Below are 13,605 nucleotides of genomic sequence, written 5' to 3'. Positions count from 1 at the left end.
ACGCCATCGAGGTCGGTATCCAGCTGGGACGGGTTTGCGACAGTGGGGCAGTTGTCGGCATCGTTGTCATCACCGTCGCCATCGCCATCGCTGTCACAGGCGTCGCCGATACCGTCTCCGTCCAGGTCCGCCTGGTTGGCGTTGGCGTCGTTCGGGCAGTTATCGGCATCGTCCGGGATGCTGTCATCGTCGCTGTCGGTATTGTCGTCACAGGCATCACCGAAGCCGTCGTTGTCCGTATCGGTCTGATCGGAATTGGCCAGCAGCGGGCAGTTGTCTGCACCGTCGTCCACGCCATCGCCATCCCGGTCGGTATCGCAGGCGTCACCGATGCCATCGCCATCAAGGTCTGCCTGGTCGGCATTGGCATTCAGCGGGCAGTTGTCGGCGCCGTCGTCGAGGCCGTCGCTGTCGTCATCGTCGTCGCAGGCGTCGCCAAGGCCGTCGCCATCAACGTCTTGTTGATCGCTGTTGGCGAGGCTGGCGCAGTTGTCCGATGTGTTGTCGACACCGTCACCGTCGCTATCGGCATCACAGGCGTCACCGATACCGTCGCCGTCCTGGTCGGCTTGTGTCGGGTTGGCTACGAGCGGGCAATTGTCGGCGTCGTTGCCGAGTCCATCGTTATCGGTGTCGGTGAGCTCGTCACAGGCGTCGCCAATACCGTCGCTGTCGGCGTCTTCCTGGCCAGGGTTGGATGCCAGCGGGCAATTGTCTTCGCCATTGGATACGCCGTCGTTATCGCGATCTGGATCGCAGGCGTCGCCGATGTTGTCGCCATCCAGGTCACTTTGTTCCGCATTGGCGGTCACTGGGCAGTTATCCGCACCATCGTCGACGCCGTCGCCATCATCGTCGCCATCACAGGCGTCGCCGCGGCCATCGCCGTCGGTGTCGAGTTGATCCGCGTTGGGAATGGCCGGGCAGTTGTCTTCGCCGTCATCCAGACCGTCGTCGTCGGTATCGCTGTCGCTATCACAGGCGTCACCTATGCCGTCGTTGTCCTGGTCTGCCTGGTCGGGGTTCGCTATGGAGGGGCAGTTGTCGAGGCTGTCGGTCACGTCGTCGCCATCGCGGTCGTTGTCGCAGGCATCACCGATGTTGTCCCCGTCGATATCACTCTGCTCGCTGTTCGCTATGGCGGGGCAGTTGTCCTGGTCGTTATCGACATTGTCACCGTCGAGGTCGCTGTCACATGCGTCGCCAACACCGTCGCCATCAGCATCCGCCTGATCTTCGTTGGCGGTTACCGGGCAGTTGTCGATGTCGTTTTGCACACCGTCGTTGTCATTGTCGTTGTCGCAGGCATCGCCGATACCGTCACCGTCCATGTCCGTCTGGTCGGCATTGCCTATGTTCGGGCAGTTATCACTGGCGTCGGCAATACCGTCGCTATCGGTGTCGACGACAATCGGGGTGGTAGCGGTGAATTGCGTGGTGACGTATTTCCTTCCCCTCTTGTGGTCCGAGCTACAGGCGGTCAGTGCGAGGAATGAAAGGGTGAGAAGCACGATCAGAAGACGGCGCATGGATAAGCTCTCCAAAACAAATTTCCTTTTTGTTATCTGCAGAGAACAGGGGAGTAGTTATGTATTTCGAACAATCGGATTCGCGTGGATACCTGTTATCTCTTGCTGTGTATCCAGCACATACTTCCCTGTGGGGTCCGAATCATTGCCGCGTATGGGCGAGGTTGGTTTCCCGCGCATCGCGATGTAGGTTCCCAGACGTCTTTATACTTCTTTGCTGGACCTGTTCTCACTTTTTTTGTGATTTATCTCTAAAAATTGGCGCACCAATGCTCAAGTAATCGTTTGGCAGGTGTGTGGCGCTGCGCTGCCGGCGCGAAAAGCCTTCCGCCACACACTGCGCTTGCAGTTGCCGGGGCGGCCCGCAGCGGTGTTGTGGCAAAAAATGGCCAGTTCCGAATTTGACTAGTGCCTGCTGCCCCATGCCCCTAAACTGGCCGCCATTGTGAGGAGATATTCATGCGGCTAGACCCGGCAATCTGTTCCAGCGCGCGTCTCGCCCGTGACCGGCGCTTCGATGGGCGTTTTTTCACCGCGGTGAAGACTACCGGTATCTTTTGCCGACCTATCTGTCCGGCGCGGCCGCCGCTGGAGCGCAATGTGACGTACTTCGAGACGGCGGCCGAAGCGGCAAATGCCGGTTTTCGTCCCTGTCTGCGCTGCCGCCCGGACGCTGCCCCCGGCAGCCCCGCCTGGGGCCTCGTCTCTACCACCGTCCAGCGCGCGCTGAACTTGATGCGCCGGGAGCGGGAGGCGCAATCCATCGAGGAACTGGCGGAGCGGCTCGGCATTACCAGCCGGTATCTGCGCAAACTCTTCGCCGAACACATCGGTCTCAGTCCATTGCAGGTCTGGCAGACCGAGCGCGCCCTGTTTGCATTCAGCCTGTTGCGGGACACCGGTCTGCCCATCGCTGATATTGCGTTTGCCGCCGGGTTTAACAGCCTGCGTCGCTTCAACGGCGTGTTTAAAACCATCTACCAGCGCACGCCGACGGAAGTGCGTCGCGAGCGCGCGACGGTGGCTGCGGATACGAAACACTCAGAAGCCGAGCCGGTGAACATCTACCTGAGTTACCGGCCGCCGCTTGACTGGCCGGGCCTGCTGGCCTTCTTTGCCGCGCGGGCACTGCCCGGGGTGGAGCAGGTCATTGCCGGTGATACTCCGGAGCAGGGGGTGTATCAGCGCAGCTTCTGGCTGCAGGGGCAGCGCGGTGTATTGCGCGTGACCCACGAGCCGGAGAAAGACCGGCTGCGGGTCAGTGTGTATGGCGAAGGCTGTGGTGCGGTGCTGTTCCCTCTCAGGGAAAAACTGCGGCGGCTGTTTGACCTGGATGCCGACAGTGAGGAAATCCGCGGGCATTTGCAGTCCGATCCGCTGTTGCGGCGGGTGCTGCAGGTGAGCCCCGGTGTGCGCTTGCCCGGCGCCTGGGATCCGTTTGAATACACCCTGCGGGCCATCCTCGGTCAGCAGATCTCCGTCGCGGCGGCCACCACCATCGCCGGGCGCGTGGCCAACCGCTACGGAGAGCCTTTTACCGCGCCCGATGGCGATTCGCTGGTGCTGTTTCCATCTGCAGAACAGCTGCGCGATGCGGATTTTGCGGATATTGGTGTCACTCGCACCCGCGCCAGGACCCTGCAGCACTTTGTGGCCGCAACGCTGCGGGGCGAGATCGACTTCGACCAGCCGGATCTGGATGACTTCTGCTCTCAGATGACCGCATTACCGGGTATCGGTGACTGGACCGCGCACTATACGGCGATGCGCGGTCTCTCCATGCCGGACGCCTTTCCTGCCTCGGACCTGGGCATCCTGATCGCCTTGGGCGATGGTGAGCGCAAGGCAACACCCAAACAGGCACTGGCTCGCGCTGAATCCTGGCGCCCGTGGCGCGCCTATGCGGCGCTGCTGCTGTGGCAGTCCCTGAAACTGAACCCGTCTACGGGAGATAAGAAATGATCCGCTATGAAATTTACCCCAGCGCCTTTGGTGAACTCGGTATCGCCGCCAGTGACAGTGGGATCGTTGGGATCGACCTGCAGGCGGGCAAGCGCCCGCTGCCGGTAAAAGATGGCTGGGAGCGGGGGGCGACGGCGCTGACGGATCTGGCGGCAGGCCAGTTACAGGCCTATTTCAGTGGCGAGCGGCAGGACTTTGACCTGCCGCTGGATGCCGCCGGCACACCGTTCCAGCAGTCCGTATGGCGGGCGCTGTGTGCCATTCCGTATGGTGAGACCCGCAACTATCGCGAGCTGGCGGAGTCTATCGGCAATCCCAAGGCAGTGAGGGCGGTGGCGCGCGCAAACGGGGCCAACCCCCTGTCCATCGTGGTGCCCTGTCACCGGGTGATCGGCTCCGACGGTACCCTGACCGGTTATGCGGGCGGGCTGGAGATGAAGGCGCGACTGCTTGCATTGGAGGGGGCGCTGATCGGCTGAAGTGTCCGTCTGGTCAGGGGGCTTTAGGGTGGCAATCGGGGGCCTTGGGCGGGATAATGGCGTGCTAATTTTTGACTGCCAGCGAACCATGACCGGAGGCCAGATGCTGTACAGATTGGGCGACAAGCAGCCCCAGCTTGAAGGCGAGGGGCACTACATTGCGCCCGGCGCCCAGGTAATCGGCAATGTGCTGTTGAAGTCCCACAGTTCGGTGTGGTTCAACGCGGTAATCCGCGGTGACAACGACCTGATCGCCATTGGTGAGCGCGCGAACATTCAGGACGGCTCGGTACTGCACACCGATCCGGGCGTGCCGTTGACCGTGGGCACCGGGGTGACGGTTGGTCACAAGGTGACACTGCACGGCTGCCAGATCGGGGAGTACTCCCTGGTGGGGATGAATGCGGTGGTGCTGAACGGCGCCAAAGTGGGCAAGTGCTGCATTATCGGCGCGAATGCGCTGGTGACCGAGAATGCGCAGATCCCGGACTACTCGCTGGTTCTGGGAAGCCCGGGCAAGGTGGTGAAGACGCTGGATGAATCCATGTTCGATCTGCTGAAAGCGAGCAGCGAGATCTATGTCGCCAATGGCAAACGGTTTTCGGAAGAGCTGGTGCCGATTGAGGTGTAAGCGATGACGGAGAGCGATTGGAGCCGGGTGAAAGACAAAGAACCGGAACCGGAGTTTGAGTTTCCGGTGAAATCCCCCTGTGTCTCGGTGTGCGCGTTGAATCGCGAGGATATCTGTGAGGGTTGTTTCCGCTCTGGCTCCGAGATCAGCCAGTGGGGGCGGATGAATAACGCCGAGAAAAAACAGGTGCTGGCCAAGTGCCACGAGCGTGCGGTGCAGATGCGCCGTGTGTGGTGGACGGACTGAGCTGGTCTTACCGTCGCTGAACAAAGCGATCGATTTGATTTTCAGAATTGCAAGAGGTGCGGAGGGCGAATAGCCCTTCGGTGCCTACCCGGATCAGAGCGCCAAGCCAGAGATCTACGGGCCAATCAAACAGAAAAAATATGACCCAACCCTTCGTACATTTAAGAATTCACTCCGAGTACTCCCTGATCGATGGCCTGGTGCGTATCAAGCCGCTGATCGGTCGTCTGGCCGAGCTGGAAATGCCCGCAGCGGCCATCACCGACCAGACCAATTTCTACGCGCAGGTGAAGTTTTACAAAGCCTGTCTCGGTGCGGGTATCAAGCCCATCACCGGTGCCGACTTCTGGCTGCGCGAAGGTGGGGAGGAGCAGCCGACGCTGCTGACCCTGTACGCGTTGAATACCACCGGTTACCGCAATATCACCGAGCTGATCTCCCGCGCTTGGATGGAAGGGCAGTACCACGGCCATGCGTATCTCCAGCGTGAGTGGGTCAAGGAGTACGCAGAAGGGGTGCTGATGCTCTCCGGCGCCAAGTACGGCGATGTGGGCCGCGCGCTGATTGCCGGGCGCAATTCACAGGCGGAGGCGCTGGCGAATGAGTGGGCGTCGATTTTCCCCGGTCGTTACTATCTCGAGCTGCAGCGCACCGGCCGTCCCGGTGATGAAGAATACCTGCATTCGGCGGTGAAACTCGCGGGCCAGCTCAATCTGCCGGTGGTGGCCACCAACGATGTGCGATTCCTGGAAGACAGCGAGTTCGAAGCCCACGAGGTGCGTGTGTGTATCCGCGAGGGCCGCACCCTGGACGACCCCCGTCGCGAGCGCCGCTATTCCTCCGAGCAGTACCTGCGCTCGCCGGAGGAAATGTGCGAGCTGTTCAAGGACCTGCCGGAAGCCGTGGAAAATACCGTGGAAATCGCGCGCCGCTGTTCGGCACCGATCCAGCTGGGTAAATACTTCCTGCCGCAGTTCCCAATCCCCGAAGGCATGACCGAGAATGAATTTTTCGAGAAGGTCTCCTTCGACGGACTCTATGATCGCCTGGAAACCATTCTCGACAAGTCCGCGCCGGATTACGAAGCGCGCAAGAAGGTGTACGAAGACCGCCTGCGCTTCGAGCTGGATATCGTTATCCAGATGGGGTTCCCCGGTTACTTCCTGATCGTGATGGACTTTATCCAGTGGGCCAAGGATCACAATATTCCGGTGGGCCCGGGGCGGGGTTCCGGTGCGGGCTCGCTGATTGCCTACTCGCAGAAAATTACCGACCTGGACCCGCTGCAGTACGACCTGCTGTTCGAACGTTTCCTGAACCCGGAGCGGGTATCCATGCCCGACTTCGACGTCGACTTCTGTATGGAGAAGCGCGACCGGGTGATCAACTACGTGGCGGAAAACTACGGCCGCAACGCGGTAAGCCAGATCATCACCTTCGGTACCATGGCCGCGAAGGCGGTGGTGCGGGACGTGGCGCGGGTGCAGGGCAAGTCCTACGGCCTCGCCGACAAGCTCTCGAAGATGATTCCCGCCGATGTGGGTATGACCCTGCAGAAGGCATTCGAGCAGGAAGAGGTACTGCGCGAGTTCCTCGAGAACGACGAAGAGGGCCAGGAAATCTGGGAGATGGCGCTGCAGCTCGAAGGTGTGGCGCGTAACGTCGGCAAGCACGCCGGTGGTGTGGTGATCGCTCCCACCAAGCTCACGGATTTCGCGCCGCTCTACTGTGACGAGACCGGTGCCGGCCTGGTAACCCAGTTCGACAAGAACGACGTGGAAGACGCGGGCCTGGTGAAGTTCGACTTCCTCGGTCTGCGTACCCTGACCATCATCGACTGGGCGAAGGTGATGGTGGACGAGCAGCGCGCGCGTGAAGGCCTGGAACCGCTGGTCATCGAAACGCTGCCGCTGGATGACGACGAGACGTTCAAGCTGATCAAGCGCGCCGAGACCACCGCGGTATTCCAGCTGGAATCCCGTGGCATGAAGGACCTGATCAAGCGCCTGCAGCCGGACAACCTCGAGGACATGATCGCACTGGTGGCCCTGTTCCGCCCAGGTCCGCTGCAGTCGGGCATGGTGGACGACTTCATCAACCGGAAGCACGGCCGCGCGCAGGTGGCCTATCCGGATGCCAAGTACCAGCACGAAAAGCTGAAACCGATTCTCGAGCCCACCTACGGCGTTATCGTTTACCAGGAACAGGTAATGCAGATCGCCCAGGAGCTCGCGGGCTATACCCTCGGCGGCGCGGACATGCTGCGCCGGGCCATGGGTAAGAAAAAGCCCGAGGAGATGGCGAAGCAGCGCAGTACCTTCGCCGACGGTGCCGCGTCCCAGGGCGTCGACCCGGAACTGGCGATGAAGATCTTCGACCTGGTGGAGAAGTTCGCCGGTTACGGCTTCAACAAATCGCACTCCGCGGCGTACGCACTGGTGTCTTACCAGACCGCGTGGCTGAAGGCACACTACCCGGCGCAGTTCATGGCCGCCACCATGTCGTCGGACATGGACAAGACCGACAAGGTGGTGACGTTCATCGAAGAATGTCGGGCGATGAAACTGGACCTGGTGCCGCCAGATGTGAACCTCGGTAACTACCAGTTCTCCGTTCCTGTCTCCGACACTGGCGACAATCGCATCATCTACGGCCTCGGCGCGATCAAGGGACTGGGCGAGGGCCCGATCGAAAACATCATCAGCGAGCGGCAGAAAAACGGACCGTTCACGGATCTGTTCGACTTCTGTTCCCGCATCGACCCGCGCAAGGTCAACAAACGCGCGCTGGAAGCGCTGGTGCGCTCCGGTGCCCTCGACAGCATCGGCCCGGATGCGTCCGGCGACGATGGACTGAACTACTCTCGTGCAGTGCTGTTCGACGCGCTGGATGAAGCGGTTAAAGCCGCGGAGCAGCAGAGCAAGAACGACAGCGCCGGCATGATGGACCTGTTTGGCGAGGTGGTGCGCACCGCGTCCGATGGCGACGTTTACCAGGATTTTCGCGGCGCGCGTCCCTGGAGTATCCGCGAGCGTCTGGAAGGCGAGAAAAACACCCTCGGCCTTTACCTCACCGGCCATCCCATCGACGAGTACGAGGACGAGCTCAAGCATCTGGTACAGGCGCGCATCGCGGACCTGAAGCCCGGGCGCGACAACCAGAAGGTGGCCGGCCTGGTGGTGGGCATGCGGGTGATGAAGACCAAGCGTGGCGATTCCATGGCGATTGTCACCCTGGATGACCGCAGCGCGCGGATCGAGGCGGCGGTGTTCAGCGAGGCATTTGGCCAACATCGGGAAAAGCTGGTGAAGGATTCGCTGCTGGTGCTGGAAGGTTCCATCTCCCACGACGATTACAGCGGCGGCCTGAAGATGAGCGTGAACAGCGTATCCACGCTGGATGATCTGCGCAGTGGCAGCGTGATCGGGGTGACGCTCAAGATCGACAGCGCCCAGGCACTGCCGAAAATGGGCCAGCGCCTGAGTGCCTGCCTGCGGCCCTATGTGGGCGGCAACTGCCCGATTATGGTGGAAGTGGAGCGCAGTGATGCGCGCGGGACCTTCCGCCTGGCGGACGAGTGGAAGGTGGAGCCAAACGACCAGTTGATCCAGTCTCTGCGGGAGGTGGTCGGCCGTGAGCGGGTCAAGCTCAACTACACTCAACGGCAATGAGTGATCCGTGCACTCGACTGAGTGGTCCTATCCCGGTAAGCTAGCCGCCATTTTCAGTGGACGGGGCCTGTTTGCGACTGATCGGGGTGATTTAGTCGCATTTTCCAACATTTGGCAGGCCCACAGAATTATCAAGGCGCGAATTAAATGAAGTTCAGTTTTCTAGAGTTTGAACAGCCGATTGCGGAACTGGAAAGCAAGATCAAGGAACTTCAGCATGTGGGCGACGACAATGAGCTCAACATCGCTGAAGAGATCACCCGCCTGCGGGAGAAGAGCGAGAAGCTCACCGAATCCATCTACTCCAATCTGTCTCCCTGGCAGGTTGTGCAGGTCGCGCGTCATCCGCAGCGCCCCTACGCGAAAGACTACATCGAGCGCATCTTCACCGATTGGGATGAGCTGCACGGCGACCGCCATTTCGGCGACGACAAGGCGATCATCGCCGGTATCGGCCGTCTGGAAGGCCGCCCGGTGGCGGTGATCGGCGAGGAGAAGGGCCGCACCGTCAACGAAAAAGTGAAACGCAATTTCGGTATGCCGAAGCCTGAGGGTTACCGCAAGGCCCAGCGTATTATGGAAATGGCCGAGCGTTTCAAAATGCCGGTACTGACCCTGATCGACACCCCCGGGGCCTATCCGGGTATCGACAGTGAAGAGCGCGGTATTTCCGAGGCCATCGCCAAGAACCTGGCTGTGATGTCACGCCTGCGCACCCCGATCATCTGCACCGTGATCGGTGAAGGTTCTTCCGGTGGCGCCCTGGCCATTGGTGTGGGCGACCAGCTGAACATGCTGCAGTACTCCACCTACTTTGTGATTTCGCCGGAAGGCTGCGCCAACATCATCTGGAAAACCGTGGAGAAGGCGCCGCTGGCGGCCGAGGCCATGGGGGTGACCTCTGGCGTGCTGGAGGAACTGGGTATCGTGGATGAAACCATTGCCGAGCCCCTCGGCGGCGCGCACCGCGATCCGGACCTGATGGCGGCGCGTCTGCGGGATCGCCTGTCCGAGCAGCTGGACAAGCTCACCGCAGTGCCGATTGAGGAGTTGCTGGAGAAGCGTTACCAGCGCCTGATGAGTTACGGCAATGTAACTGGCTGATCGCCACAATCATTTTGCCAGGGCTCTTGCTGAAGCCCTGAATCGACAACGGCAACTTCGGTTGCCGTTGTTGTTTCTTCGATTGCCGTTGTCATTTATGGCACGACCGCGTTTCAACTACAGCCGATAAATGCTGCGGTATTGCGCCACATCGACCCGGAACGGCGTGTGATCCTGTAGATACAGCCGCAGGCAATCCGATGCATCCGGTTCGCCGTGTACCAGCATGATCTGGGTATCGGGTTTCAGGCTGGAGTGCTTCAGCCAATCCCCCAGTTCCACATAGTCGGCGTGGGCCGACAGTCCTTCGAGTACTTCTACCTGCGCCTTGCAGGGCACATATTCCCCGTGGATTTTGACACTGCTGGAGCCTGCCAGCATCCGTGCGCCGCGGGTACCGCCGGCCTGATAGCCGGTAAACAAGACGGTTGCGCGATGATCCGGTAGCAGTCGTTTCATGTGGTGCAGTATGCGGCCGCCGGTGGCCATGCCACTGCCGGCAATGATGATGTGCGGGTACTGGATATTCTCCAGCGCCTTGGACTGGTCGACACTGCGGGTGTACTGGATGCCCCTGCACATGAAAGTGCAGTTCTCCGAGCTGAGACGATGCTGTTCCGGATAGCGGGAATAGATTTCCGATGCGTCGATCGCCATGGGACTGTCGAGAAACACCGGCAGCTCGGGGATTTTTTTCTCGTGCATCAGGGAAAGCAGCAGGAACTGTAGTGTCTGTGCGCGGCCGACGGCAAAGCTCGGAATCAGCAGCACGCCGCCGCGCGCCACCGTCTGGTTTACGATCTCGGCCAGCTGTTCCTTCTGATCAATTTGCGGATGGCGACGGTCGCCATAGGTTGATTCCATTAACAGCAGATCGAGCTCTGGCAGTGGCCTTGGCGGATGCATGATGAGGTCATCCATGCGCCCCACATCGCCGGAAAATCCCACCCGCTTGCCTTCCGCGTGCAGGATGGCGCTGCCGGCACCGAGAATATGTCCGGCGGGCTGGAAGTGCAGTTTTGCACTGCCGATATGGAAGGGCTGGTCAAACCCCACCGGCTGGAACAGTTCCAGGCAGCGCTCGGCGGTATCGCCGGTGTAGAGCGGCTCGGGGTGAGCGTGCTTGCCAAGTTTGTGGCGCTGGTAGTACTGCGCATCTTCTTCCTGGATATGCCCGGCGTCCGGCAGCAGTATCGAGCACAGGTCCATGGTGGCGTGATGGCAGTACACTGGCCCCCGGTACCCCATCTGATACAGGCGGGGAATATAGCCCGAGTGATCCAGGTGCGCGTGGGTGAGTACAATGCCAGCGATGCGGCGGAAGTCGAACATCGGCGCTTCCCAGTTGCGCTCGCGCAGCCACTTGTACCCCTGGAACAACCCGCAATCCACCAGGAATTCGGTTTTTCCGTCGTCGATCGACACCAGGTATTTAGAGCCGGTGACGGTCCCGGTACCACCCAGAAACGTGATATTCATGTTTGATGGTCTCTTGTGATATGCGGCGATCCACCGGCAGATGCGAGCAAATCTTGCACCGCAGGCGCGAGCAGCGGTGCCAGGTCAAACGCACAGTGGTTGCCGGGGATACTGTTGCTGGTGGCGAGCAGGTTGGTACCGGCCAGCCTGATTTTTTCGTCTGCGCTCTCGGCGAAAATACCGTGCACTGCAGCACAGATAGTGCGCGGCGCGCCGACATCCCTGAGTGCGGCCAGGGTCTGCAGTACGGTGTGACCACTGGAAATGACATCGTCGACGATGACGCTGGTCGCGTTTGTAATCCGGTCGTCCGCGGGTAGCTTGATACTCACCTCGCGGTCTCCATGGCGCTGCTTTTCCCCGACGATGAACGGCAATCCCGTGGCCTTCGCCAGGGTGGCAACCCACTGCTGGCTTTCCCGATCCGGTCCCACCAGTAGCAGGGGACCTTTCTGCTGTGCGAGCCATGCCTGCATGGCAGGCATCCCCGAAATGGCGCGGGATGGAATGGTGTAGATCTCATCGAGGCTGCGATAGCGGTGCAGGTGCGGGTCTGCCGTCACCAGCCAGTCCACGCAGGTCGATAGCAGCTCCGCAAAAATACGCGAAGTCACCGCTTCGCCGGGCATGAATGCTTTGTCCTGGCGCATATAGCACAGGTAGGGCGCAACGAGCCCTACGCCGATTGCGCCCTGCATGCGCAGGCTGTGTGCCAGAAACAACAGCGGCAGGAATTTTTTATCCGGCCGGCACAGGTTGGCCAGCAGAACGCAGCGACGCCCGCGCACCGGCGACAGAATACGCAGGTAGCTCTCACCATCCGGAAAACGTCGCTGGTCGATTTCGCCGGCATCGGCACCAATGGCCGCTTGCAGCGGCTCATGCAGCGGAAGGTCGTTTTCCAGTGCAAACAGTACGGGATTGTTCACGGCTGCTGTTCCGTTGCCGGGATCGGACTGGTCACCGGAGATACCTCAAACAGATCCCGGTTTTCGTGAAAATATTCCCGCGCGTAAGCCAGTTCCCCCGGTGTCTCTGCGTACAAAGTGGCGAGTGGTTGCTGGGCCTCGATGCTGTCTCCCACCTTCACCCGCAAGCGTAGCCCGGCCTCTGGCGACGAGGGGGCTCCGGCAATCTTGGCCAGATGTGCCAGGCGCCGATTGTCCATGCTGCGCAGTTTGCCGGCGTATTCACTGCGCAGTTCGATATGGTGGCTGGCGATGGGCACTTCACGGAGCCCGCCCTGAGCCTCACAGATGGCGCGGAACTGAATCCATGCCTGACCGGAATGCAGGATCTCCCGCGCCTGCTGCAGGGCCTGGGCTTCATCGGCGCCGGTGGCCATCGACAGCAACTGGCCGGCGAGGTACAGCGCGCGGGCCTCAAGGTCTGCCGGCGCGGTGCTTTCATTGCGCAGCACGCTCAAGACGTCGCGGGCCTCTTCCGCCGGCCCAATGCCATTGCCGATGGTCTGGGTACCATCGGTCATCACGCATCTCACGGTGAGGCCAAGGGCCTTGGCGACAACGCGGAACAGCTCCGCCAGCACCTCAGCCTGTTTTTGGCTGCGCAGTTTGGCGGTGGGGCCAACGGGCATGTCGATCAGGATATGTGTGGAGCCGGCCGCCATTTTCTTGGACAGTACCGAGGCCACGAGCTGCCCCTCGCTGTCGAGGTCCAGCGCGCGCTCGATACGGATCAACAGGTCGTCGGTTGGGCTTAGGCCGACCTTGCCGCCGGCGGCCAGACAGGCGCCGGTACGGGTAATGACCTTGCGCAGTCGGTCGAGCGAAAGATCGACATTGGTCAGTACTTCCATGGTATCGGCGGTGCCGGCGGGTGAGGTGATGGCGCGGGAGGAAGTTTTGGGAATGATCAGCCCCGCGGCGCTGGCAATCGAGACCACGATGGGGGTGGTGCGGTTGCCCGGCAGGCCGCCGATACAGTGCTTGTCGAATACCCGTTCATGTTCTGGCCAGTGCAACTGGTTGCCGATCTGCGCCATGGCCCGGGTAAGCGCGGTGGTCTCCGCCGAATTGAGGCGGCCGCCGGCGCAGGCGGAGATGAATCCCGCAATTTCGATATCGGAATACAGGTGCCGGCTGATGTCGCGAATGATGCTGGTGATCTCGGCGGCATCCAGTACATGGCCGTAAATCTTTTTGCGCAGCGCACTGAGTGAGTGGACCTGGGGAACGTGGTGTACCGTCACCGCTTGCCCCTGGGTGAGCGCGAGGAACTCCCACGCGCTATCGGAAAAACCGATGCTGCCCGGCGGCAGGATTTCTTTTGCGACGGTATTGAGGGTGGCGATCAGGGTGCGGGAACCGGCCTTGATTTGCAGCCGTGTATTGGCGGTGTATCCCTCGGCGCGACAGATAGCGCAGTCGGTGCGCATGTAAACCAGCGGCTCCTGGTGGGTATCAATCCCCATTTTGTAAGCGTGTAGCGGCATTGCCTGGGACATGCAGTCTTCCTGGATGTTCATGTCGGCGGCCGCTCCT

Annotated in this window: 10 protein-coding genes; 6 read left to right on the top strand and 4 right to left on the bottom strand. The window is 60.8% G+C overall.

Annotated elements, in window-relative coordinates; translation table 11 throughout:
- Positions 1–1,529: thrombospondin type 3 repeat-containing protein (locus VIL80_RS00485; protein WP_332034202.1), on the bottom strand; the 1,529-nt coding region annotated here is incomplete at its 3' end.
- A gap of 459 nt (positions 1,530–1,988) precedes the next feature.
- Between VIL80_RS00485 and VIL80_RS00480 the strand changes: the two genes are divergently transcribed.
- The 6 genes from VIL80_RS00480 (at position 1,989) to VIL80_RS00455 (ending at position 9,622) form a co-directional block, all read left to right on the top strand.
- On the top strand, positions 1,989–3,491 hold the full coding sequence (locus VIL80_RS00480; RefSeq protein WP_332034201.1) for an AlkA N-terminal domain-containing protein: 1,503 nt from the start codon (positions 1,989–1,991) through the stop codon (positions 3,489–3,491).
- Positions 3,488–3,970, top strand: coding sequence for a methylated-DNA--[protein]-cysteine S-methyltransferase (locus VIL80_RS00475; RefSeq protein WP_332034200.1), 483 nt, complete (start codon positions 3,488–3,490; stop codon positions 3,968–3,970). Before VIL80_RS00480 ends, VIL80_RS00475 begins: the two co-directional genes overlap by 4 nt.
- 103 nt (positions 3,971–4,073) lie before the next feature.
- A complete protein-coding gene (locus VIL80_RS00470; protein WP_332034199.1) occupies positions 4,074–4,601 on the top strand; it encodes a gamma carbonic anhydrase family protein in 528 nt (175 codons plus the stop codon).
- A gap of 3 nt (positions 4,602–4,604) precedes the next feature.
- Positions 4,605–4,847, top strand: coding sequence for a DUF1289 domain-containing protein (locus VIL80_RS00465; protein ID WP_332034198.1), 243 nt, complete (start codon positions 4,605–4,607; stop codon positions 4,845–4,847).
- Between the two features lie 140 nt (positions 4,848–4,987).
- Complete coding sequence (dnaE, locus tag VIL80_RS00460; RefSeq protein ID WP_332034197.1) at positions 4,988–8,518, top strand: DNA polymerase III subunit alpha; 3,531 nt, start codon at positions 4,988–4,990, stop codon at positions 8,516–8,518.
- Positions 8,519–8,665: 147 nt separating this feature from the next.
- Positions 8,666–9,622, top strand: coding sequence for an acetyl-CoA carboxylase carboxyltransferase subunit alpha (locus tag VIL80_RS00455; protein WP_332034196.1), 957 nt, complete (start codon positions 8,666–8,668; stop codon positions 9,620–9,622).
- 117 nt (positions 9,623–9,739) lie between these two features.
- Here the strand turns inward: VIL80_RS00455 and VIL80_RS00450 are convergent, their stop codons facing one another.
- The 3 genes from VIL80_RS00450 to VIL80_RS00440 are packed head-to-tail and all read right to left on the bottom strand — an operon-like array spanning position 9,740 to position 13,589.
- On the bottom strand, positions 9,740–11,101 hold the full coding sequence (locus tag VIL80_RS00450) for an MBL fold metallo-hydrolase RNA specificity domain-containing protein (protein ID WP_332034195.1): 1,362 nt from the start codon (positions 11,099–11,101) through the stop codon (positions 9,740–9,742).
- Complete coding sequence (locus tag VIL80_RS00445; protein WP_332034194.1) at positions 11,098–12,030, bottom strand: ribose-phosphate diphosphokinase; 933 nt, start codon at positions 12,028–12,030, stop codon at positions 11,098–11,100. Before VIL80_RS00445 ends, VIL80_RS00450 begins: the two co-directional genes overlap by 4 nt.
- The gene (locus VIL80_RS00440) at positions 12,027–13,589 is read right to left on the bottom strand and encodes a thymidine phosphorylase family protein (protein WP_332034193.1); all 1,563 of its coding nucleotides are present in this window, start codon (positions 13,587–13,589) and stop codon (positions 12,027–12,029) included. The genes VIL80_RS00445 and VIL80_RS00440 overlap by 4 nt, the downstream gene beginning before the upstream one ends.
- Between the last annotated feature and the right edge of the window lie 16 nt (positions 13,590–13,605).

Source organism: Microbulbifer sp. (genome assembly GCF_036563125.1).
GTDB lineage: Bacteria > Pseudomonadota > Gammaproteobacteria > Pseudomonadales > Cellvibrionaceae > Microbulbifer.
This window is presented reverse-complemented; position numbering and strand designations above follow the sequence as displayed.